General features: G+C 66.6%; 21 protein-coding genes. 12 read left to right on the top strand and 9 right to left on the bottom strand.

Features of this window, described 5'->3' with window-relative positions:
- Positions 1–224 precede the first annotated feature (224 nt).
- From C8J40_RS03500 to C8J40_RS03480, 5 genes are all read left to right on the top strand, one after another.
- Positions 225–566 carry a GIY-YIG nuclease family protein gene (locus C8J40_RS03500; RefSeq protein WP_132895772.1) on the top strand — a complete coding sequence of 114 codons (342 nt, stop codon included), beginning with the start codon at positions 225–227 and terminating at the stop codon, positions 564–566.
- 1 nt (position 567) lies between these two features.
- Positions 568–1,683 (top strand): phenylalanine--tRNA ligase subunit alpha, encoded by a 1,116-nt coding sequence (gene pheS / locus C8J40_RS03495; RefSeq protein ID WP_132895771.1) that lies wholly within the window; start codon positions 568–570, stop codon positions 1,681–1,683.
- Positions 1,680–4,094, top strand: a complete 2,415-nt coding sequence (pheT, locus tag C8J40_RS03490; protein ID WP_132895770.1) for a phenylalanine--tRNA ligase subunit beta — start codon at positions 1,680–1,682, stop codon at positions 4,092–4,094. The genes pheS and pheT overlap by 4 nt, the downstream gene beginning before the upstream one ends.
- Before the next feature lie 184 nt (positions 4,095–4,278).
- The gene (locus C8J40_RS03485) at positions 4,279–5,160 is read left to right on the top strand and encodes an aldose 1-epimerase family protein (protein WP_132895769.1); all 882 of its coding nucleotides are present in this window, start codon (positions 4,279–4,281) and stop codon (positions 5,158–5,160) included.
- 332 nt (positions 5,161–5,492) lie between these two features.
- Positions 5,493–7,061 carry a peptide chain release factor 3 gene (locus C8J40_RS03480; RefSeq protein ID WP_132895768.1) on the top strand — a complete coding sequence of 523 codons (1,569 nt, stop codon included), beginning with the start codon at positions 5,493–5,495 and terminating at the stop codon, positions 7,059–7,061.
- A 140-nt stretch (positions 7,062–7,201) separates the two neighbouring features.
- Here C8J40_RS03480 and C8J40_RS03475 read toward each other — a convergent pair whose 3' ends face one another.
- From C8J40_RS03475 to rpmF, 5 genes are all read right to left on the bottom strand, one after another.
- Positions 7,202–7,588, bottom strand: a complete 387-nt coding sequence (locus tag C8J40_RS03475; protein ID WP_132895767.1) for a MerR family transcriptional regulator — start codon at positions 7,586–7,588, stop codon at positions 7,202–7,204.
- Between the two features lie 8 nt (positions 7,589–7,596).
- Positions 7,597–7,893, bottom strand: a complete 297-nt coding sequence (locus C8J40_RS03470) for an integration host factor subunit alpha (RefSeq protein ID WP_132734757.1) — start codon at positions 7,891–7,893, stop codon at positions 7,597–7,599.
- A gap of 98 nt (positions 7,894–7,991) precedes the next feature.
- Entirely contained in the window at positions 7,992–8,960 is a 969-nt protein-coding gene (locus tag C8J40_RS03465; RefSeq protein WP_132895766.1) for a beta-ketoacyl-ACP synthase III, read from the bottom strand.
- The gene (plsX, locus tag C8J40_RS03460) at positions 8,957–9,985 is read right to left on the bottom strand and encodes a phosphate acyltransferase PlsX (RefSeq protein ID WP_132895865.1); all 1,029 of its coding nucleotides are present in this window, start codon (positions 9,983–9,985) and stop codon (positions 8,957–8,959) included. Before plsX ends, C8J40_RS03465 begins: the two co-directional genes overlap by 4 nt.
- Before the next feature lie 41 nt (positions 9,986–10,026).
- A complete protein-coding gene (gene rpmF / locus C8J40_RS03455) occupies positions 10,027–10,206 on the bottom strand; it encodes a 50S ribosomal protein L32 (protein ID WP_056054400.1) in 180 nt (59 codons plus the stop codon).
- Positions 10,207–10,411: 205 nt separating this feature from the next.
- On the opposite strand from rpmF, the gene C8J40_RS03450 reads away from it, so the two are divergent.
- On the top strand, positions 10,412–10,855 hold the full coding sequence (locus C8J40_RS03450; RefSeq protein WP_132895765.1) for an MAPEG family protein: 444 nt from the start codon (positions 10,412–10,414) through the stop codon (positions 10,853–10,855).
- Positions 10,852–12,477 (top strand): M28 family metallopeptidase, encoded by a 1,626-nt coding sequence (locus C8J40_RS03445; RefSeq protein WP_132895764.1) that lies wholly within the window; start codon positions 10,852–10,854, stop codon positions 12,475–12,477. The genes C8J40_RS03450 and C8J40_RS03445 overlap by 4 nt, the downstream gene beginning before the upstream one ends.
- A gap of 176 nt (positions 12,478–12,653) precedes the next feature.
- Here C8J40_RS03445 and C8J40_RS03440 read toward each other — a convergent pair whose 3' ends face one another.
- A complete protein-coding gene (locus C8J40_RS03440; RefSeq protein ID WP_132895763.1) occupies positions 12,654–13,331 on the bottom strand; it encodes an MBL fold metallo-hydrolase in 678 nt (225 codons plus the stop codon).
- A gap of 80 nt (positions 13,332–13,411) precedes the next feature.
- On the opposite strand from C8J40_RS03440, the gene pabB reads away from it, so the two are divergent.
- The 4 genes from pabB to msrA all read left to right on the top strand — a co-directional run bounded on the left by pabB (position 13,412) and on the right by msrA (position 17,636).
- On the top strand, positions 13,412–15,172 hold the full coding sequence (pabB, locus tag C8J40_RS03435) for an aminodeoxychorismate synthase component I (RefSeq protein WP_132895864.1): 1,761 nt from the start codon (positions 13,412–13,414) through the stop codon (positions 15,170–15,172).
- A gap of 50 nt (positions 15,173–15,222) precedes the next feature.
- Entirely contained in the window at positions 15,223–16,422 is a 1,200-nt protein-coding gene (locus C8J40_RS03430; RefSeq protein ID WP_132895762.1) for a pyridoxal phosphate-dependent aminotransferase, read from the top strand.
- A gap of 355 nt (positions 16,423–16,777) precedes the next feature.
- Positions 16,778–16,927, top strand: a complete 150-nt coding sequence (locus tag C8J40_RS20165) for a hypothetical protein (RefSeq protein WP_165895481.1) — start codon at positions 16,778–16,780, stop codon at positions 16,925–16,927.
- 49 nt (positions 16,928–16,976) lie between these two features.
- A complete protein-coding gene (gene msrA, locus C8J40_RS03425; protein ID WP_132895761.1) occupies positions 16,977–17,636 on the top strand; it encodes a peptide-methionine (S)-S-oxide reductase MsrA in 660 nt (219 codons plus the stop codon).
- Between the two features lie 167 nt (positions 17,637–17,803).
- Here msrA and pdeM read toward each other — a convergent pair whose 3' ends face one another.
- Complete coding sequence (pdeM, locus tag C8J40_RS03420) at positions 17,804–18,466, bottom strand: ligase-associated DNA damage response endonuclease PdeM (protein WP_132895760.1); 663 nt, start codon at positions 18,464–18,466, stop codon at positions 17,804–17,806.
- A 214-nt stretch (positions 18,467–18,680) separates the two neighbouring features.
- On the opposite strand from pdeM, the gene C8J40_RS03415 reads away from it, so the two are divergent.
- Complete coding sequence (locus C8J40_RS03415; protein WP_243693192.1) at positions 18,681–20,597, top strand: potassium transporter Kup; 1,917 nt, start codon at positions 18,681–18,683, stop codon at positions 20,595–20,597.
- Positions 20,598–20,755: 158 nt separating this feature from the next.
- Here the strand turns inward: C8J40_RS03415 and C8J40_RS03410 are convergent, their stop codons facing one another.
- Positions 20,756–22,153, bottom strand: coding sequence for a M20/M25/M40 family metallo-hydrolase (locus C8J40_RS03410; protein WP_132895758.1), 1,398 nt, complete (start codon positions 22,151–22,153; stop codon positions 20,756–20,758).
- 74 nt (positions 22,154–22,227) lie between these two features.
- Positions 22,228–23,037 carry an aspartyl protease family protein gene (locus tag C8J40_RS03405; RefSeq protein WP_243693180.1) on the bottom strand — a complete coding sequence of 270 codons (810 nt, stop codon included), beginning with the start codon at positions 23,035–23,037 and terminating at the stop codon, positions 22,228–22,230.
- Positions 23,038–23,052 lie beyond the last annotated feature (15 nt).

The raw sequence follows: 23,052 nt of genomic DNA, 5'->3' as shown, positions 1-23,052 counted from the left end.
ACCGAACTACCCAAGCCCTCCAGCTTCCGTGGTCCCCAACCCCCTATCCGTCATCCCGGCGAACGCCGGGACCCACGGTTACGGCGGACCCGGCAATAACGTGCTACCATCACCCGGCCCGCTACCGTGGGTCCCGGCGTCCGCCGGGATGACGGGGCTTTTGATGACGGAGCTCTAGAGTGCTGAGCTGTAGAGCGATCGAGCGGCGATCAGGGGAGCACGAAATGCGCGAAACCTTCCGGCCGTGCGTCTACATCCTCCACTCCCGCCGCCACGGCACGCTCTACATCGGCGTCACCTCGAACTTGCTCGCAAGGCTGGTTCAGCACCGAGAGGGGTTGATCCCCGGCTTCACTCGCCGGTACGGGATCAAGCGTCTCGCCTATTACGAGATGTTCGACACGATGGAGGCCGCGATCGTTCGCAAGAAGCGGCCGAAAGAGTGGCGAAGAGCGTGGAAGATCGAGCTGATCGAAGCGCGCAACGAAAATTGGGACGATCTGGGTATCGGCCTCGGGCTGCCCCGCCTGCCCGAACTACCGACCGAACCCGCCCTGGGAGTATGACGTGACCGAAGACCTGAACCAGATGCGCGACCACATGCTGACGGCGATCGCTGCCGCATCCGGGCTCGACGCGCTCGATGCGTGCCGGGTCGAGGCGCTCGGCAAGCAGGGCACGATCACCGCGCTGCTGAAGACGCTCGGCAAGATGACGCCGGACGAGCGCCTCGTCCAAGGCCCGCTGATCCAGGGCCTCCGCGAAGCCGTCGCCAACGGCATCGCCGAGCGCAAAGCCACGCTCGAACGCGCCGCGCTCGACGCGCGCCTCGCCAGCGAAACGCTCGACATGACGCTCCCCGCCGACGCGACGCCCGCCGGCACGATCCACCCCGTGTCGCAGGTCATGGACGAACTCGCCGAGATCTTCGCCGACCTCGGCTTCGCGGTCGCGACCGGTCCCGAGATCGAGACCGACTGGCATAATTTCACCGCGCTCAACATCCCCGAGACGCACCCCGCGCGGGCGATGCACGACACTTTTTACCTCCAGCAGGGGATCGACGCGAAGGTCGCCGGCATCGCCGACGAGAAGACGACCTTCTCGCTCCTCCGCACGCACACGTCCCCGGTCCAGATCCGCACGATGTTGAGCCAGAAACCCCCGATCCGCATCATTGCGCCCGGCCGCACCTACCGCTCGGATTCGGACGCGACGCACACGCCGATGTTCCACCAGGTCGAGGGCCTCGTGATCGACAAGGGCATCACGCTCGGTCACCTCAAATGGACGCTCGAGACCTTCGTGAAGGCGTTCTTCGAGCGCGACGACATCGTGCTCCGCCTGCGCCCGAGCTACTTCCCGTTCACCGAACCCTCGGTCGAGATCGACGTTGGCTACACGCTGGTCAAGGGCAAGCGCGTCGTCGGCGGCGCCGAGCCCGATGGCTGGCTCGAGATCCTCGGATCGGGCATGGTCCACCGCAAAGTCATCGAGGCCTGCGGGCTCGACCCCGACGAATGGCAGGGCTTCGCGTTCGGCTGCGGTATCGACCGGCTGGCGATGCTCAAATACGGCATGGACGATCTCCGCCCGTTCTTCGACGGGGATATCCGCTGGCTCAAGCATTACGGCTTTTCGAGCCTCGACGTCCCCACCTTGTCCGGCGGAGTCGGCGCATGAAGTTCACCCTCAGCTGGCTCAAGCAGCACCTCGAAACCACCGCCACGCTCGACCAGATCGTCGAAGCTCTGACCCGCATCGGCCTCGAAGTCGAAGGCGTCGAGAACCCCGGCGAGAAGCTTGCCGCGTTCAAGATCGCCAAGGTGCTCAGCGCCGAACGCCATCCGCAAGCCGACAAGCTCCAGATCCTGTCGGTCGACGCCGGTAACGGCCCGCTGCAGGTCGTCTGCGGCGCCCCCAACGCGCGCGCCGGCCTCGTCGGCGTGTTCGGCGCACCCGGTGCGTACGTCCCCGGTCTCGACATGACGCTCAAGCTCGCGAGCATCCGCGGCGTCGAATCCAACGGCATGATGTGTTCGACGCGTGAGCTGGAACTCGGCGAGGATCACGACGGCATCATCGAACTGCCCGCGGACGCCCCAATCGGCACCGCGTACCCCGACTATGCCGGCCTGACCGATCCGGTCATCGACGTGGCGATCACGCCCAACCGCCAGGACTGCATGGGCGTCCGCGGCATCGCACGCGACCTCGCCGCCGCTGGCCTCGGCACGCTTACGCCACTGACGTTCGACACGTTCACGAGCGAGGGCGCAGGCCCCAACGTCCGCACCGACGACACCGCTGGCTGCCCCGCCTTCTACGCCCAAACCGTCACCGGCGTAACCAACGGCGAATCCCCCGAGTGGATGCGCCGCAGCCTCATCGCGATCGGCCAAAAGCCGATTTCCGCGCTCGTCGACATCACCAACTATTTGATGATCGACCTCGGCCGCCCCCTGCACGTCTACGACCGCGCCAAACTCTCCGGCGGCCTCGTCGCGCGGCAGGCAAAGGACGGCGAGCAGGTCGTCGCGCTCAACGGCAAGACCTACATGCTCGACGCGACCATGACCGTCATCGCCGACGACGCTGCCGTGCACGACATCGGCGGCATCATGGGCGGCGAGCATTCGGGCGTCTCGGCGGACACCACCGACGTGCTGATCGAATGCGCGTATTTCGATCCCGACCATATCGCCCGCACCGGCCAGAAGCTGACCCTTACCTCCGACGCGCGCAGCCGCTTCGAACGCGGCGTCGACCCGGCGTTCCTCGACGACGGCCTCGCGATCGCCACTGCGCTCGTACTCCACATCTGCGGCGGCACAGCCAGCGACGTCACCCGCTCGGGCGAGCCCCCGCTCGAACCCCGCGTGATCCACTACGATCCCCGCCTCAGCGCAGACCTGGGCGGGCTGCACGTGGCCCCCGAACGGCAGGCGCGCACGCTCCTCTCGCTCGGCTTCACGATCGGCGCGATCAAGTCCGCCGACGCGTTCAGCGATGCGCTGTTCTCGACGATCGAAGGCAAATGGCCGGTCACGATCCCGACCTGGCGCCGCGATGTCGATGGCCCCGCCGACCTCGTCGAGGAAGTCGTCCGCATCGAGGGCATCGACACTATCCCCTCGACGCCGCTCCCCCGCATGCCCGGCGTCGCCAAGCCGACCGCCACGCCCGAGCAGAAGCTCGAACGTCGCGCGCGTCGCGCGGCGGCGGCCCGAGGGCTCGACGAAGCGGTAACGTGGAGCTTCCTCTCCGAAGCAGAAGCAGCCCCCTTCGGCGGCGGTGCCTGGACGCTCGCCAACCCGATCAGCGAAGACCTGAAAGTCATGCGCCCGTCGCTGCTCCCCGGCCTGCTCGCCGCCACCGGACGCAACCTTAAGCGCGGCCAGCAGAGCGTCCGCCTGTTCGAGATCGGCCGCCGCTACCTGGCCGACGCCGAGCGCGCGACGCTAGGCGTAGTCCTCGCCGGCGACCGCCGCCCCCGCGGCTGGCGCGATGGGAAAGCGGCGACCTTCGACGCGTATGACGCGAAGGCCGAAGCGCTGGCGCTTCTCGCGGCCTCGGGCGCACCGGTCGACAATTTGCAAGTGATGGGGGAGGCCGGCGACGCCTGGCACCCCGGCCAGTCCGGCACGCTTCGCCTCGGGCCGAAGACGGTGCTGGCGAGCTTCGGCATGCTCCATCCGTCGGTGCTGAAGGCGTTCGACCTCGACGGCGCGGTTGCCGCGGTCGAACTCTACCTCGACGCAATCCCACCCAAGCGCGCGACCGGCTTCTCCCGCTCGGCCTACACGCCGCCAGCGCTGCAAGCCGTCCGCCGCGACTTCGCGTTCCTCGTGCCGGCGGCGCTCGCCACCGACACGCTGGTCCGTGCGGTCAAGGGTGCAGACAAGGTCGCGATCGTCTCGGCGCGCGTGTTCGACGTGTTCACCGGGGCAGGGGTGGAGGACGGCCACAAGTCGGTCGCGGTCGAGATCGTCCTGCAACCGACCGCCAAAAGCTTCACCGACGAAGAGATCAAGGCGATCGCCGACAAGGTGGTCGCAGCGGCAGCCAAGCAGGGCGCGAGCCTGAGAGGATAACGCTCCCCGAAACACCACCCCGGCGAAGGCCGGGGCCCAAGTGGAAAGGCCGGTGTAACGGAGCGATGCGCGTCGTTGGCAACGTCCCCCAATTGGGCCCCGGCCTTCGCCGGGGTGGTGGCGCGCGGGTAGTATGGTGAGCGTTTTCAAAGCTCGCGCGTTTGAGGCTCACGGAAGGAACCCCATGACCGACCTGATCACGATCGCCAACGACCACCTCACCGCGCAGATCAACCCGCACGGCGCCGAACTCACCCACCTCCACGACGCCGACGGCCGCGAACTGATGACCAACGCCGACCCGGCCTTCTGGACCGGTCACGCCCCGATCCTCTTCCCCGTCGTCGGCGTCGTCAACGAAGGCGTCATCCGCCTCGACGGCCAGGCCTACCCGATGCAGAAGCACGGTTTCGCGCGTCATTCGACGTTCGACATCGTCGCGCAGTCGGAAACCTCCGCCACCTTCCGCCTCACCGACAGCGAGGAAACCCGGAAGGCCTACCCGTTCGCGTTCACCCTCGACATCGTCTTCACGTTAGACGGCGCGACGCTGACGCTCGAGGCGCACATCCACAACCGCACCGACGCCGCGATGCCGGCGAGCTTCGGCTTCCACCCCGCCTTCGCTTGGCCGCTGCCGTACGGCGAGCCCCGCGCAGACCACCGCATCACGTTCGACGCCGACGAACCCGGCAAGCTGAAGGCGATCAGCCCCGACGGCCAGATCGCGGTCGACGAGCGTCCCTCGCCGGTCGAGGACCGCGTCATCGCCCTGCGCGACGAGCTGTTCGCCAAGGATGCGCTGGTCTGGGACCCGATCCATTCCGACGCCGTCACCTACGGCGCAGAGACCGGCCCGCAGTTGCGGATCGCCTTCCCCGACACGCCGAAGCTCGGCATCTGGACCAAGCCCGGCGCGGCCTATGTCTGCGTCGAACCCTGGCACGGCATCGCCGACCCCGAGGGCTATACCGGCGATTACCGCGACAAACCCGGCGTGTTCGAGATCGCCGCTGGCGGTACGAAGCGCATCGAAATGAACGTGACGCTGGTCCAGGAGCACTGACGAACTCCCCTCCCTGAAAGGGAGGGGCAGGGGGTGGGTCGGTTTCCGCATCACGGCACGGTTGCGGCCAAAGCCAACCGACCCACCCCCAACCCCTCCCTTCCAGGGAGGGGGGAGCGTCGCGTTTGAGGGAGCAGACGGGGCCCTGTCATACCACCCCGCCCGAAGCCCCCTCTGTCCTACACGCCCCACATCTGCCAAGAGCGGCGCTAAGCCCGCCGCGTTCTCCAACTGCATCCCGCCGCACCGCGCGCGGACTGCAGCTTGGCCTAACCCGGCCTAACCTTCTTTTCTCAGCCAAGTCCGACGACTCGGCTCACCGGACCCACGCCATGACCCAATTTCCCCGCCGCACCTTCGCGATCATCTCGCATCCCGACGCCGGCAAGACCACGCTGACCGAGAAGCTGCTCTATTTCGGCGGTGCGATCCATCTCGCCGGCGAGGTCAAGGCGCGCGGCCAGACCCGCCGCGCGCGCTCGGACTGGATGAAGATCGAGCAGCAGCGCGGGATCTCGGTCACCTCGTCGGTGATGACGTTCGAGCGCCAGGGGATCACCTTCAACCTGCTCGACACGCCGGGGCATGAAGACTTCTCCGAGGACACGTATCGCACGCTGACCGCGGTCGACTCGGCCGTGATGGTGATCGACGCCGCGAAAGGCATCGAGCCGCAGACGCGAAAACTGTTCGAGGTCTGCCGCCTGCGCAACGTGCCGATCATCACCTTCGTCAACAAGGTCGACCGCGAGGGCCGCGATCCGTTCTCGCTGCTCGACGAGGTGGCCGAGATGCTCCAGCTCGACGTCTGCCCGATGAGCTGGCCGGTCGGCATGGGCGGCGAGTTCGAGGGCGTCTACGATCTCTACGCCAACACGCTGAGCCGCCCCGAGGGCGACAGCCGCGAGTTCATGGGCAAGGCGATCCCGTTCACCGGCATCGACGATCCCGAACTCGCCAAGATCCTCAGCCCCGAAGCGATGATCCGCCTGAACGACGAGGCCGAACTAGCACAGGGCGGCTATTCGACCTTCGACCCCGAAGCCTATCGCGCAGGCAACCTGACCCCCGTCTATTTCGGCTCCGCGCTGAAGGACTTCGGTGTCGCCGAACTGATCGCAGCCCTCGCCGACTACGCCCCGCCACCGCGCGCGCAGCCCGCCGAGCCGGCCCCCATCTCGCCCGACGAGCCCGAAGTCACCGGCTTCGTGTTCAAGGTGCAGGCCAACATGGACCCCAACCACCGCGACCGGATCGCGTTCATGCGGCTCTGCTCGGGCGTGTTCAAGCGCGGCATGAAGCTGACCCCGACCGGCCACGGCAAGCCGATCGCGGTCCACTCGCCGATCCTGTTCTTCGCACAGAACCGTGAGCTCGCGGACGAGGCGTTCCCCGGCGACATCATCGGCATCCCCAACCACGGCACGCTGCGGGTTGGCGACACGCTCAGCGAGAAGGCCACGATCCGCTTTACCGGCCTGCCGAACTTCGCGCCCGAAATCCTGCGCCGCGTCGTGCTGAAGGATTTCACCAAGACCAAGCAGTTGCGCAAGGCGCTCGACGACATGGCCGAGGAGGGGGTCACGCAGGTGTTCTACCCCGACATCGGCTCTAACTGGATCATCGGCGTGGTCGGGCAGCTCCAGCTCGAGGTGCTGCTCTCGCGCCTCGACGCGGAGTACAAGGTCGCGGCCGGGCTCGAACCCGCCCCCTACGAGACCGCGCGCTGGATCACGGCGGAAGACCCGCTCGAACTGAAGACCTTCGCCGAGATCAACCGCGGCGCGATGGCCAAGGACCGTGACGGCAACCCCGTCTTCCTCGCCAAGAGCGCCTGGGAAGTGAACTACATCGCCGAGCGCTATGCGAAGATCCGCTTCGCCGCGACGCGCGAGCGATAGGTTACCCGCTAATCCTCCCCTGTGAGGGGAGGTGGCAGTCCGCAGGACTGACGGAGGGGTATCGCGCTATGAGAACGGGTCACCCCTTCGTCTGCAAGCGCCAGCCACCTCCCCTTGCAGGGGAGAATCACGCGGAAAAGTCAGTCCGCCGCCAGCGCCTCGGCAAGCATATCGCGGATTGCACGCAGGGCAGTCATCGGCGACTCGGCCTGCGCGACGATCTCGCCAGGACCCGGTATCGCACCCGCGCCCTTCTCCCCCGCCAGCAACTGCTGTACGCCGCGCACGGTATAGCCCTCGCGGTTCAAATACTGGTCGATCCGCCGCACCAGTGCGACGTCCTCGGCGCGGTAATAGCGCCGGTTGCCCGCGCGTTGCAGCGGCTTCAGCTGGGGAAAGCGCGTTTCCCAATAGCGCAGGATGTGCTGCGGCAGGCCAGTGTCGCGCGACAGTTCGCCGATCGTCCGAAACGCCGCACTGGCCTTTTGCCCCCCGGCATCGGGCAGTGCGTCGTCGGTATCAGGCATATCGGGTGTCAGTCGGCACCGACGATGCGTTCCCGCATCATCTGGCTTGCGCGGAACGTCAGCACGCGGCGCGGCGCGATCGGTACTTCGATGCCGGTCTTGGGGTTGCGGCCGACGCGCTCGCCCTTGTCGCGCAGCACGAACGTGCCGAATCCCGAAATCTTGACGTTCTCGCCCTGCGACAGCGCGCCGCACATCTCGGTCAGGATCTGTTCGACGATCTTGGAGGAATCCGAACGTGACAGCCCGACCTCCTTGTGGAGCGATTCAGCCAAGTCGGCCCGCGTCAAAGTACCCGTCGTCATGATCTTCAAGCTCCCACACTCGGCGAACCTCCTACACAAGCACGTCGGCGACCGGAAGAACTTTTGTTCTACAAGCGAATCGATATGTTTCGAACGGCTTAGAAGCGGATAACTGCAGCGCCCCAGGTGAAGCCGCCGCCCATCGCTTCGAGCACTATGATCTGCCCCTGCTTGATCCGTCCGTCGCGTACGGCGACGTCCAATGCGAGCGGTACGGAAGCAGCCGACGTGTTGGCGTGCTGGTCGACGGTGACCACGACTTTCGCCGGAGCAAGGCCCAGCTTCCGCGCGGTCGCGTCCAGGATGCGAGCGTTCGCCTGGTGCGGCACGACCCAGTCGACCTGGTCCGAAGACAGCCCCGCCATCGCCAGCGACTCGGTCATTACCGACGCCAGGTTGGTCACCGCGTGGCGGAAGACCTCGCGGCCCTTCATGCGGAGCTTGCCGACGGTGCCGGTGGTCGAGACGCCGCCATCGACGTAGAGAAGCTCGTTGTGGCGGCCATCGGCGTGCAGCTTCGTCGTCAGGATGCCGCGGCCGCCTTCGTCCGCGGTGTCCTGTGCTTCGAGCACGATCGCACCGGCGCCGTCGCCGAACAGCACGCAGGTCGTCCGGTCTTCCCAGTCGAGGATGCGGCTAAAGGTCTCGGCGCCGATCACCAGCGCGCGCTTGGCGACGCCGCTGCGGATCATGCTGTCGACCACCTGGACCGCGTACAGGAAGCCCGAGCAGACGGCGGCGACGTCGAACGCGACGCAGTCGTCGATGCCGAGCATCGCCTGCACCTTGGTAGCGCTCGACGGGAAGGTCTGGTCGGGGGTCGCGGTGGCGAGCACGATCAGGTCGATGCTCTGCGCCTCGATCCCGGCCGCGGTCAAAGCCGCGCGGCACGCGTCGGCAGCAAGCGTCGCCGTCGTCTCGCCTTCGCCGGCGATGTGACGGAAGCGGATGCCGGTGCGCTCGACGATCCACTCGTCGCTGGTGTCGACCTGCTCTGCCAGTTCCGCATTCGAGACGCGACGCGCGGGCAGCGCCGAGCCGGTGCCGATGACCACAGACCGGATCATGCCGCCTTCTCCACGTTGCCGAGATCGTCGGCGATCCGCCGGATCAGATCGTTGCGGACCATCTTGGCGGCATTGCCGATCGCGGTCGCGACGCCACGATCGGTCGCGCCGCCGTGACTCTTCACGACGATGCCGTTGAGCCCGAGGAATACCGCGCCGTTGTGATTGTTGGGATCGAGGTGATCGCGCAGCAATTCGGTTGCGGGGCGCGAGATCAGGAAGCCGAGCTTCGAGCGGACCGAACTGCGGAACGCGCGCTTGAGCAGATCGGCGACGAATCGCGCGGTGCCCTCGGCGGTCTTCAGCGCGATATTGCCCGAAAAGCCGTCGCAGACGACCACGTCGACTTCGCCGCGCGACAAGCGGTCGCCCTCGATGAAGCCATTGAACTGCATGTCGACGGCGGGCGTGGCACGCAGTTGCGCGGCGGCATCGCGGATCTCATCCGTGCCCTTCATGTCCTCGCTGCCGATGTTCAGCAGCGCGACGCGAGGGTGCGGGATGTCGAGCGCGGTGCGGGCATATGCGGCGCCCATGATCGCGAACTGGACGAGGTTGCGCGCATCGCACTCGGTATTCGCGCCGAGGTCGAGCATAACCATGTCGGTGTCGCCAAGTGTCGGCAGACGCGCCGCGAGCGCCGGCCGGTCGATCCCGGGCAGCATCCGCAACGACAGCTTCGCCATCGCCATCAGCGCGCCGGTATTCCCCGACGACACCGCGGCGGCGGCGCGACCCTGTTTGACCAGGTCGATCGCGATGCCCATCGAGGTCTTCTTGGCACGCCGGATCGCCTGGGTCGGCTTTTCGCTCGACCCGACGACTTCCGGCGCGTGGACGATCTCCGAATTCTGCGACAGGTTCGGATGAGCCTTCAGCCCCTCGCGAATCGCAGCTTCATCGCCGACCAGCAGAAAGCGCATGCCCTCGAATTGATGACGCGCGAGCGCGACACCGGCGAGCATCACTGCCAGCCCGTCATCGCCACCCATCGCATCGACCGCGATCCAGCCGCTGTCGGGCATCATCAATCCTTCGTTCAAGTTAGAGGTTCCGGTTGGAAGCCTCAGCCCTCGATCGAGAGGATTTCACGACCGTTATAGTGACCGCACGAACCGCACAGGTTGTGCGGACGCTTCAGTTCGCCACAATTGGGGCATTCCTGGAACGACGCGATCGTGAGCGAGTCGTGGCCACGGCGCATGCCGCGCTTGGAGGGCGAGGTTTTTCTTTTGGGGACGGCCATTTCGGCACCTTGTTCAATCTAAAGGTCGGGGCTCCGAGTACGTCCGGACACGGGATACAGGCAACCGGCATGAATGCCGGCCGCCTGAAGCAACCCATGCGGCCTGACGCTCGCGAAGCGTGGCGCTATAGCGATTTCGTCCCGCGTTGCAACCATTGGTCACCAGTGGCAGGACCCCGGCCGACATCCAACGAGGGGCAATGCCGTGATTTTACCCGTGACACTGACAATCGCAGCGGCCGCCGCCGTCGTCAATCTGTGGCTCGCCTTCCGAATCGTGCCGATGCGCGTGAAGGGCAACGTCTTGATCGGCGACAATGGCGATGCGCTGTTGCAGGGGCGGATGCGCGCGCATGCGAACTTCACCGAATATGCGCCGTTCATTCTGATTCTGATCGGGCTGATCGAACTGGCGGGGGGATCGACGCTCTGGCTGTGGATCGCGGGCGCGGTGTTCGTGATTGCGCGTGTAGCGCATGCGTTCGGGATGGATCGGACGACGTCGAGCGTACCGCGGGCAGGCGGTGCACTGGCGACGTGGGCGCTGATGGCGTTGCTCGCCGGCTGGGCGCTGACGATCGCGTATCAAGCGAACGCAGTGCCGGCCGCCAAGACCTTCCAGGTCGTGCCGTCGGGGTCGCAGGCATGAGCGCGCGCTATCTTCTTGCCGCCGCCACGCTGCTCGCCGCGTCGCCCGCGGTTGCCCAAGTTTCTCCCGAACGCCTGTCGGCCGACGTAAAGACGCTAGCCTCCGATGCGTTCGAGGGGCGCGCGCCTGGCACCCCCGGCGAAACCAAGACGATCGCCTGGCTGATCGCGCAGTTCAAGGCGATGAAGGTGCAACCCGGCGGCCCGAACGGCAGCTGGACGCAGCCGGTGCCGCTCGTCCACACCCGGATGGGCGCGGGCACCGTCCGCGCCGGTGACACCGCGCTGGTGCAGGGGCGTGATGTCTATCTGAGCACGGTCCGCGGGGTCGACCGCGTCGCGATCGCTAAGGCGCCGATGGTGTTCGTTGGCTACGGCGTCAGCGCGCCCGAGCGCGGCTGGGACGACTTCAAGGCCCTCGACCTCAAGGGCAAGGTGGCCGTGTTCCTCGTCAACGATCCCGACTTCGAGGCGGTCCCAGGCGACGATGCGAAGGGCAAGTTCGGCGACCGCCGGATGACCTATTACGGCCGCTGGACGTACAAATACGAGGAAGCCGCGCGACGTGGCGCGGTCGGCGCGCTGATCGTTCACGACACTGCGGGTGCGGGTTACGGCTGGAACACCGTCACCGCCCCCGCCGGCGAGAATTACGACATCGTCCGGAAAGATCCCGAATCGCGGGTGATGCTCCAGGGCTGGCTCGAAGGTGGTGCGGCGACCCGGTTGTTTGCGGCCTCGGGCCTCGATCTGGCGGCGTTGCGCAAGGCAGCACGGCGGAGCGACTTCCGTCCGGTCGCGCTGAAGCAGGCGTTCACCACCGACCTGCCGGTCAAGCACGACACCGCCGTGAGCCAGAACGTGCTCGCGAAGCTGCCGGGTGCGAAGCACGCGGACGAGGTCGTGATGTTCGGCGCGCACTGGGACGCCTACGGCATCGGTGCGCCCGATGCGCAGGGGCGCACAATCCGCCCCGGCGCCAACGACGACGGCCTCGGCGTGGCGGGCGTCCTCGATCTCGCGCGCAACTTCGCCAAAGCGCCACGGACCGACCGCAGCCTCGTCTTCGCGCTGTGGAGCGGCGAGGAGCGCGGGTTGCTCGGTTCGGAGACCTATGCGGTGAACCCAGTCTATCCGGCCGCCAAGACGGTCGCCAACCTGACGCTCGACATCCTTCAGACGGCTGGCCCCGCAAAGGACGTCATGCTGGTCGGGGCGGGCCAGAACAGCCTCGAGGACATGCTCGGCGATGCCGCCAACGCGCAAGGCCGCGTCGTAACCCCCGAAGCGCTCCCCGAACGCGGGCTGTTCTACCGCGCCGACCATTTCTCGGTCGCACGGCGCGGCGTGCCGACGCTGCTGCTGATGGCGATCAGCGGCGCACCCGACCTGGTCAAGGGCGGCCGGACCGCGGGGCAGGCGTGGCTCGACGGCTATATGAAATGCTATCATCAGACGTGTGACGCATGGGGTGCTGACTGGGATCTGCGTGGTGCTGCGCAGGACGTGGACCTGTTCAAGACGATCGGCACGAAGCTGGCGAACAGTCGGTCGTGGCCCGAGTGGCGCGATGGTTCGGAGTTCAAGTCGGTTCGCGCTGAAACGGCAGCGGAGCGAAAGTAAGACCAACCCTCACGCTCGCAACCACCCCGGCTTTCGCCGGGGTGGGGCCGTTGAATGGTGGTGCTTCTGTTTCTTGTTCCCCCGCGAAGGCGGGGGCCCAGGGACCAAGCGTACCGCCCTTGGTTAAGTCTGGGCCCCCGCCTCCGCGGGGGAACAGCTAGGGATGCAAGCGGACGCTACTCCGCCAGCGCCCGATCGCTCACGAACATATTCGTCGCCCGCTCATGCGCAAACGTGCTCGCCGGCCCATGCCCCGGAATGAAGCTCGTATCGCTCCCCAGCGGCCAAAGCTTCTCGACGATCGACTTCACCAGCGTCTCGTGATTGCCCCCAGGCATGTCCGATCGCCCCACTGACCCCTGGAACAGCACATCCCCTACCTGCGCGAACTTCGACGGCGCGTGGTGGAAGATCACATGCCCCTCGGTATGCCCCGGCGTCTCGTACACATCGAGCACGAGATCCCCGACCGACACCGTATCACCCTCGACCAGCCACCGGTCCGGCTCGAAATTCACGCCCGAAATCCCGTATTTCGGCCCATCCTGATCGAGCCGCTGCAACCAGAAGCGATCCGCCTCGTGCGGCCCCTCGATCGGTACGCCGAGATCGTTCGACAGCCGCTTGGCGCCCCCCGCGTGATCGATATGGCCGTGCGTGAGCAGGATCTTCTCGACCGTGACCCCCGCCTGTTCGACCGCCGCCATGATCCGCGGCAGGTCGCCGCCCGGATCGATCACCGCCGCCTTCATCGTCGCGGTGCACCAGAGGATCGTGCAATTCTGCTGGATCGGCGTGACCGGCACGATGGCAGCACGGAGCGGGGGCGCAGCGCGGAGGGGAGGATTTGTCATGCCGCTGAAATAGGATAGCGCACCGGTTGGAGCAATCGCCGCTTGCGGTTTGCCCCGTGCCCCGTGCAACAGTCGCGGCGATGTGGACCGCGCCCTTCGTTTTGTTCGATGACGCCCGCGAGGGGGGTGCTCCGGCACGATTGTACTGCGATCCCGTCCGGATCGTCCGCGCCGATACGCTCGCCGAGGTCCGCCCTGCGCTCGATGCGTTACGAAACGCCCGCGCGGAGGGCCTGCACGCCGCCGGCTACCTCACCTACGAAGCCGGCGCCGCGCTCGCGTCGAAGCCCGTCGACGTCCGCACCGAAGGCCCGCTGCTCTGGTTCGGCCTGTTCGCCGACTACCAGACGATCGCGCCCGAAGACGTCGCCGTCCTCCTCCCCGACCCCGCGGGCGCGTGGACCGGTGCGCCCGAGCCGCTGATCGACCGCGACACCTACGACGCCAGCCTGTCGCGCGTACTCGACCTGATCGCGGCGGGCGACATCTACCAGGCCAACCTTACCTTCGCCGCCACCGTCCCGTTCGTCGGCGACCCGCTCGCGCTCTATGCCCGGCTGCGGCGTCAGGCGAAGGCGGGCTATGGCGCGCTGATCGACACCGGCGAGACGCGCTTCCTGTCGCTCTCCCCCGAACTCTTCTTCGCGCTCGACGGCGACACGCTCACCTGCCGCCCGATGAAGGGCACCGCGCCGCGAGGCGACACGCCCGACGCCGACCGTACGCTCGCCGAAGCACTCGCCGCAGACCCGAAGCAGCGCGCCGAAAACCTCATGATCGTCGACCTGATGCGCAACGACCTGTCGCGCGTCGCCACTCATGTCGCGGTCCCCGACCTGTTCACCGTCGAGACCTATCCGACCGTCCACCAGATGACCTCGACCGTCACCGCAACATTGAAACCCGATTGCGATGCGGTGGACGTGCTGACCGCGCTATTCCCGTGCGGCTCGATCACCGGCGCCCCCAAGCAACGCGCGATGGAGATCATCGCCGAGGTCGAGCACGCGCGCGTCCGCGGTATCTACACCGGTGCGATCGGCCGTTTCGACGCGAACGGCGATGCGATCTTCAACGTCGCGATCCGCACGATCGCGATCGAAGACGGCGCGGCGACGATGAGCCTCGGCTCAGGCATCGTCGCCGACAGCGCAACCGACGCAGAGTGGGACGAATGCCACGCGAAAGGCGCGTTCGTCACCGCCGGCCAGCGCCGCTTCGACCTGATCGAGACGATGGCGTTCGATCCCGACGACGGCCTGACCCGCCTCGAAGCGCATCTCGCGCGGATGAAGGCAAGCGCGGAGGCCTTGGGGTTCACCTTCGACCGCCACACTGCGCGCAACGAACTCCAGGCCGCGACCTTTCGGTTGCGCGGACCCCGACGCATCCGCTTGTTGCTCAGCCCATCGGGCGCGATCGCGATCGAGGCAGCACCGCTCCCGCACTCACCTGCGCAAGCGACCGTCGCGATCGTCCCGCTACCCGTCGCCGCGACCGACTTCCGCCTCCGCCACAAGACGAGCGCTCGCGCCTTCTACGACGACCCGCGGAAAGCCGCGGGGACGTTCGAGGTAGTGTTCGAGGACGCGGAAGGCTTTCTCACCGAAGGCAGTTTCACGTCGCTGTTTGTCCAACGCGGCGAAGCCCTAGTCACGCCGCCGCTACGGCACGGCCTTCTCCCTGGCATTCTCCGCACCGACCTGCTCGAATCGGGCCGTGCAACCGAGGCGCCGCTGATCCGAGCCGACCTGACCGCCGGATTCTTCATCGGAAATGCGGTCCGCGGACTCATTCCTGCCATCGTTACGGTTGCGAATTCGACCGATCGGCGCGTATAGCGCCCGCGAATTCCGCGGCGACGCTCGCGGACAACCGCAAAGGTTACACCATGCACGCATCCGCCGCGCTCGGCCGCATCAGCCCCTCGCCGACGCTCGCGATCACCTCGCGCGTTCTCGAACTGAAGCGCGCAGGCGTCGACGTGATCGGCCTCGGTGCGGGTGAACCCGATTTCGATACGCCGGACTTCGTGAAGGAAGCCGCGATCCAGGCGATCCGCGACGGCAAGACCAAATACACCAACGTCGACGGCACGATCGAGCTGAAGCAGGCGATCGTCGCCAAGTTCGCGCGCGACAACAACCTCACCTACACCACCGACCAGATCAGCGTGAACGTCGGCGGCAAGCACACCTTGTTCAACGCGATGGTCGCGACGATCGATCCCGGCGACGAGGTCGTCATCCCCGCGCCGTACTGGGTCAGCTATCCCGACGTCGTCCAGTTCGCCGGCGGCGTGCCGGTGATCGTCAAGGCGGGCCCCGAGGTCGGCTACAAGCTCGATCCGGCGGCACTCGACGCGGCGATCACGCCGAAGACCAAGTGGGTGATCCTCAACTCGCCGTCGAACCCGACGGGGGCCGGCTACACGATCGACGAGCTGAAGGCGCTCGGCGCGGTGCTCGCGAAGCATCCGCACGTCTGGATCTTCGCCGACGATATGTACGAGCACATCGTCTATGACGGCTTCAAGTTCGCGACGATTGCGGAGGCATGCCCCGAGCTGTTCGAGCGCACGCTGACCGTCAACGGCTGCTCGAAGGCCTATGCGATGACCGGTTGGCGGATCGGCTACGGCGCCGGCGCATCGTGGCTGATCAAGGCGATGGCCAAGCTCCAGTCGCAGTCGACCTCGAACCCGTGCTCGATCGCCCAAGCCGCCGCTGTCGCCGCCCTGAACGGCGACCAGTCGTTCCTCGCCGAACGTAACACCGCGTTCCAGGGCCGTCGCGACCTGGTCGTGTCGATGCTCAACGAGATCGACGGCATGCACTGCCCGACGCCGGAGGGTGCGTTCTACGTCTACCCGTCGTTCGCCGAGCTCATCGGCAAGACCACGCCGAACGGCCGCCTGATCGACACCGACGAGGCGATGGTCGGCTATCTGCTCGACGACGCCAAGGTGGCGGTCGTGCAGGGCGCCGCGTTTGGCCTCTCGCCGGCGTTCCGGATCAGCTACGCGACGTCAGACGCGCTGCTCCGCGAGGCCTGCACGCGCATTCAGGCGGCGTGCGCAGCGCTGAAGTAGGACGAAGCTGAACGATCCTCCCCCGCCAGGGGGAGGTGGCTGGCCCTAGCCAGACGGAGGGGGAGGTAAGGGTAACCTACGTTTCGTGTCCTCCCCCTCCGTCACCTTCGGTGCCACCTCCCCCTGGCGGGGGAGGATCGGAAGGTTCGAGCAACAATCGAGACACGCGGGGACATCTCCCGGCAAATCTGCCGGGCGATGCCTGCTGCACGATGAACGCATCGGCCACGGCGCGTTAATCGAGAGTTTCTAAAAACGACATTGTGGTTGGCCGGCATCTCTACGACATGCCGGTCCGTAACTGACGCTGACCTATCCGGTCGGCGCCATCACTGGGTTTCATTGGGATCGCATCATGCGCAGCATCGTAAAGTCGAGTTTCTTCTGGCAGTTCAGCGGTGGTTTCGTCCTCGGCGCCATCGGCTTGCTCGCGCTCCAGCCCGCCGAAGCGCGCCAGACCTTCGCCAGCCATTTCGAGCACAGCGTCTCCGCCACCGCGCGATAACTGCGGCGATGGCCTAGCGAAGACGAGCCGCAACCCCATGTATCAAAACATGAAAAAGCCGCTTCTCGCCACGCTCGCCGCCGTCGGTATCGCCGGTGCGTTCATTGCCACCGGCACCGCGCAAGGCGCCCGCGCCGTCGTCATCCCCGCCGTCAAGACCGACCTCCCCGCAGCGCCCGGTATCCAGACCGCGGTACTCGCAGGCGGCTGCTTCTGGACGATGGAAGCGGTGTTCGAGCATGTGAAGGGCGTTAAGGCGGTCACGACCGGTTACGCCGGCGGTACTAAGGCGACCGCGACCTACGATCAGGTCTCCGCCGAGACGACGAAGCATGCCGAAGCCATCAAAATCGCCTACGACCCCCGCGTGGTCAGCTACGGCACGTTGCTCCGCGTATATTTCTCGATCGCGCATGATCCGACGACGTTGAACCGCCAGGGACCCGACAGCGGGGAAAGCTATCGCTCGGCGATCTTCCCGCAATCGCCGGCGCAGGCGCAGGTGGCGCACGCCTACATCGCGCAACTCGGCGCTACGCATGCGTTTTCCGGGCCGATCGTGACGAAGCTGGAGACGGGGACGTTCTATCCGGCCGAGGCGTATCACCAGAATTTCTACGACCGGAACCCGACGCATCCGTATGTCGTCATGTGGGACAAGCCGAAGGTTGCCGCCTTTCGCGCGGCGTTCCCGACTATTTCTAGCTGAATTTCGTTAGCGGGCCCCCCCAGTAGATCACCGGATCGAAGTAGCTTGTTTCCCCGCGAAGGCGGGGACCCAGACTGGGCTCCCGCCTTCGCGGGAGAACAAGGAGGGAGGGGATTATGTTTCGACAGGGAAGCATCGCACCCGCTCCGGGATGACTGATCGGAACGTCAGGCTGCAACCGGAAACCGCAGCATCCGGTCGGCCACCGGCACCATAGCCTCGGCGCCGACGCCCACGGCCCGAACGATCTCCGGATGGTCCACGTCCAGCCCGCCGGTCAGCGACCCGAACGCCGGCAATATCAGCTTCGTCGCCGTCGCCACGAAACACCGCCGCGCCACCGATTTCCCCCGCACCCTTAGCCGCAACTTCGGATGAAAATGCCCCGACAGTTCCGGCCGCGTCTCCGCCCGGTCCGCTTCATGTCGCAGCACCAGCCCGTCGACGACCACCTCGTCCACCACTTCCCCGCCACACCGATCGAGGATCGCCGGATCGTGATTGCCCGTGATCCACGTCCACCGCGTCCCGTCGGTCATCGCCCGCAGCATGTCCTGCGCGCGTTGCGGCAGCCGCTCGCACCCGTCGCTATCGTGGAAGCTGTCGCCGAGGCACCAGACCTCGCGCGCGCCCGTTGCCGCGACCAGCGCGGTGAGATCGGCCAGCGTCGCGATCGAATCATACGGCGGCAGCATCTGGCCGCGTTTCGCGAACCAGCTCGCCTTCTCGAAATGCAGGTCGGCGACCAGCAGCGCACGCCGCTCCGGCCAAAACAGCGCGCCTTGCGCCAACGCCAGAAGCGCATGCCCGCCGAACGAAAAGGGAACCATTTCCTCGCCATGCCGGTGCACGCCCCGTGAATCAACCCGCCATCGCGCCAAACCAGCAGGACTTGCGCATGCCCCCAATCGGCGTAAAGCGCGCCGTCCCCTCAGGAGGAGCGCTCTTCGCGCCATGACGTCCGTCGCCGGAACACCCCAAACTGCAGTCGTGACCGAACCCACCGCCGAGGAATCGGCTGGGCAGGCGTGCGCGCCGTCGGATCTGTCCGCAGCGCATCTTCACCCGCACCCCGCACTCGCCGCGCTGACCGTCGGCGCGATCGGCGTGGTGTTCGGCGATATCGGCACCAGCCCGCTCTATGCGTTCCGCGAGGCGCTCGGCCAGACGTCCGCGGGCGGCATCGATCCGACCGAAATCCTCGGCGTGCTGAGCCTCGCGCTCTGGTCGCTGTTCCTCGTCGTGACCGTCAAATACGTCATCTTCCTGATGCGCGCCGACAACCAGGGCGAGGGCGGCGTGCTGGCGCTGGCCGCGCTCGCCCGTCGCGCGCTGGGGATGCGGTCGCGGATCGCGATCGTGCTCGGCGCGGCGGGCGCGTCGTTGTTCTACGGCGATGCGATCATCACGCCCGCCTTGTCGGTGCTGTCGGCGATGGAGGGCCTGCGGACGATTCCGAGCGCCGCGCACATCTTCAACGAGGGCGTCGTCCGCGCGCTGACGATCGGTATCCTGATCGCGCTGTTCCTGATCCAGTCGCGCGGCACCGCGCAGGTGTCGAAGCTGTTCGGCCCGGTCTGCATCCTCTGGTTCGTCGCGATCGGTGCGCTCGGCATCTGGCACATCGCCGACGAACCCTCGATCGTCCGCGTGTTCCTGCCGACCTACGGCATCTCGTTCCTCGCCACGCACGGCGTCACCGGCCTGTTCGTGCTCGGCGCGGTGTTCCTGACCGTCACCGGTGCCGAAGCGCTGACCGCCGACATGGGCCATTTTGGCAAGCTGCCGATCCGCATCGGCTGGTTCTTCCTCGTCTTCCCGGCGCTCGCGCTCAACTATCTCGGGCAAGGTGCGTTCGCCTTGTCGCGGCTCGAGGATGCGGCGGCGCGCGGCGTGCCGTTCGTCAATCAGGACTGGTTCTTCCTGATGGCGCCCGAATCGCTGCGCCCGGCGCTGATCATCCTCGCCGGCTTCGCGACGGTCATCGCCAGCCAGGCGGTCATCACCGGCGCGTTCTCGCTGACGCAGCAGGCGATCCAACTCGGCCTGCTCCCGCGGCTGCGCATCCGCCAGACCTCCGCGGTGTTCGCCGGTCAGATCTACCTCCCTGCGATCAACTGGCTGTTGCTGATCGGCGTGCTGGTGCTGGTGATCCAGTTCAAGACGTCGTCGGCGATGGCGGCGGCGTACGGCATCGCGGTGACCGGCACGATGGTCGTCACCACCTTGCTGGCGTATATCGTCGTCCGCCACCGCTGGAACTGGTCGCGCCCACTGGCACTTGCCGCGATCCTGCCGTTCCTGACGCTCGACCTGATCTTCTTCGGCGCGAACATCCTCCGCGTGATCGAAGGGGGCTGGGTGCCGCTGGTCATCGCCGCCGCGATCGGGCTGATCATCTTCACCTGGGTGCGCGGCAAGAAGATCGTCAGCACGTTCGAAAAGCGCCAGAGCATCCCGCTCAGCGACCTCGCCTCGGCGCTGGAGAAGCGTCCGCCCGAGCGCGTGTCAGGGACGGCCGTGTTCCTTACCGGCAACCCGCACGCGACGCCGGGCGCGCTGCTGCACAATCTCAAGCACAACAAGGTGCTCCACGAGCGCAACCTGATCGTCAGCATCCGCACCGCCGACCGGCCGTTCGTCGAGGAGTCAGCGCGCGCGAAGGTGGAACGCGTCGACGACAATTTCTCGATCGTCGTGCTGACCTACGGCTTTATGGAATCCCCTGACGTGCCGCGCGATCTCGGCGTCGGCAACAAGACCGAACAGCTCGGGCTTGACCCGATGCGCACCTCGTTCTTTATCGGCCGCAACACGCTGAAGCCGGATGCAGAGAAGGGCATGCCGCCCTGGCAGGACCGGATCTTCCTGTTCCTGCAACGCAACGCCAGCGACCCCACCGACTTCCTGAAAATCCCGCCCGGCAAGGTGCTCGAACTGGGCGAACAGGTTACGGTCTAACCTCCCTCGCCCTCCGGGGAGAGGGAAGGGGCCCGCGGCGCTTGCCGTGGGAAGGGTGAGGGGTGTTGTAGGCCACCGTCTCGAGCCTCACGCCCCTCTCCCTTCCGTCGCCTGCGGCTCCTCCTTCCCTCTCCCCGAAGGGGCGAGGGACAGTGCACTCACCCCGCGAAGGCCTTTACGAGGTCGAAGAGGTAGTCTCGGCCGTCGTACAGGGAATTCACACGAATTCGTTCGTTGAGGCCGTGGATGCCGCCCATGTCCTTGTCGATGAAGACGCCCGGCGCGCCGTAGACCGGGATTCCGATCGCCTCGAAGAAAATGCCGTCGGTCGCCCCGGTCGACATCAGTGGGAGAATCGGCAGGCCGGGGAAGTGCTTCGCCGCGACCTTGGTCACCGGGCCCATGATCTTCGGATCGAGCGTCGGCGGGATCGCGGTCGGGCGGACCGGCTGGTTCGCGGTCACCGTCACCTTCGCCCCCGCCAGTTCCTTCAGCTTGGCGAGCGTGCCGTCGACCGTCTCGCCCGGAAAGATGCGGCAGTTGATGTTCGCCGTCGCGCGCTGCGGCAAGGCGTTCTCCGCGTGACCTGCGTTCAGCAACGTCGCCACGCACGTCGTCCGCAGCGTCGAATGCATCGCCTTGTCGCGGCTGACGATCGCATCCGCCGCCTTGTCCTCGGGGTTCGCGAGCAGCTTCGTGATCGCATCCCCCATCTCGCCCGGCATCGCCCTGGCGCTCGCCGCGAAGAACGCCTTGGTCGTATCGGTGAACTTCACCGGAAACTCGTAGCCCTGGACTGCCTTCACCGCGTCGGCGAGCTCGTAGATCGCGTTCTCGGGGATCGGTTGGGAGCTGTGCCCGCCCGGGTTGGTGGCGAGGAACGTGTAGTTCTGCGCCGCCTTCTCGCCGACCTGGATCGCGAGCAACTGGCGCTTGCCGTTATCGTCGAGCCGCCCGCCGCCGCCCTCGTTCAGCGCGAACTCCGCCGCGATCAGGTCGGGCTTCGATTTCGCCAGATACTGCGCGCCGTTCCACGCGAACGTCGTCTCCTCGCCGCAGGTGAGCGCCAGCTTGATCGTCCGCTTCGGCTTGTAGCCGCTCGTCTTGAAGCGGATCATCGCGTCGGACCAGATCGCCGCCTGCGCCTTGTCGTCGACCGTGCCGCGCGCGTAATAATAGCCGCCTTCCTCGATCAGCTTGAACGGATCGCGCACCCAATCCTCGCGCTTGGCCTCGACCACGTCGAGATGCGCTAGCAGCAGCATCGGCTTGATCGACGCGTCCGATCCCTTCAGCACCGCGACCAGCCCACCGTCCTTGGGGTGCTCCGGCACCGAGAAATAGGTGATGTCGGCGTCCGCATAGCCCGCCGTCTTCAGACGCGCGCCGATCTGTGCCGCGGCCTGCGTGCAACTGCCGGAGGATATGGTCGTGTTGGTCTCGACCAGCTCCTTGTAGAGCCCGAGAAACGCCTTCTGGTCGGGCCGCGATTGCGCCTGTGCAGTAACAGGCGTGGTCAAAATCGCCGCCGTGAGTAGCCAGCCAGTCGCGCGCATCGTCGTCCCCTTGTTCGTTCCGGCACAGAGAGTTGCAGCGAACAGGCGCCGACGCAACCTCGACGCCGCGGCGCTCACCGTCGGCGTGTTCCGCGGGGCAAAGTGAGCCGCACCTCGCGGTTGGCAAAGTCGATGTCGACGCGGCGGAACAGTTGCAGCACGTCCATCCCGAGCAGCATCGCCGGGCGCTCGGACAAGCCGAACTGGCGGAACGGCGGCGCATCGATCGCGGTGAACGCGACGGGCAGGTCGCCGAGCGTCAGGCTGCCGATCGAGACGCGGTCGATCGTGGTGTAATCCGCGACCACGGTTTCGCCGGTGACGCCGGTCAGCGACACGGGCTGCGACGCCCCCGCGCTGCCGAGGCCCTTGCGCGTCACCTTCCGGCGGAGCGCGGCATTGGCCATGCTGACCGAGGTGCCGGTGTCGAGGATCACGCGGATACGGATGCCGTTGCAATAGGCGTCGGTGACGACGAGCTGCCCGAACAGGCTGCGCGCGCGGATGACGATTTCGTCGGGGGCGGCGCGTTCGCGAGTCTGACGTTTGCGCGAGGGGGTGACGGTCATCGTCTTCGTGTCGAAGTCGATCCCCACCGCATGATCCTGCAACATGTCGATCCCGAGCAACCCGCGCGCGCCGAGGTTGATCGCGCTGATCGCGGGCGCCTCGATCGCCTTGCTGCCGATCACGCTGACTTTGAGCGAGGGGATGATGACCGTACCGATGCTGTCCGATCCGGTCATGCCGGTGACGCGGACGGTCCGGCCCGCCGCGAGGCCGAGCGTGGCGGCGAGTTCGCGGGCAATGACGGTACGCTGTGCGCCGGTATCGACGATGAAGGGAAAGGGGCCGGCGCCGGCGATCGTTACGGGCACCGTCATGCGGGTCTGGTCGTC

Origin of the sequence: Sphingomonas sp. PP-CC-3A-396 (genome assembly GCF_004343105.1) — a bacterium.
GTDB lineage: Bacteria > Pseudomonadota > Alphaproteobacteria > Sphingomonadales > Sphingomonadaceae > Sphingomonas.
The sequence above is the reverse complement of the archived record's forward strand: the minus strand, read 5'-3'. Positions and strand labels throughout refer to the sequence as shown.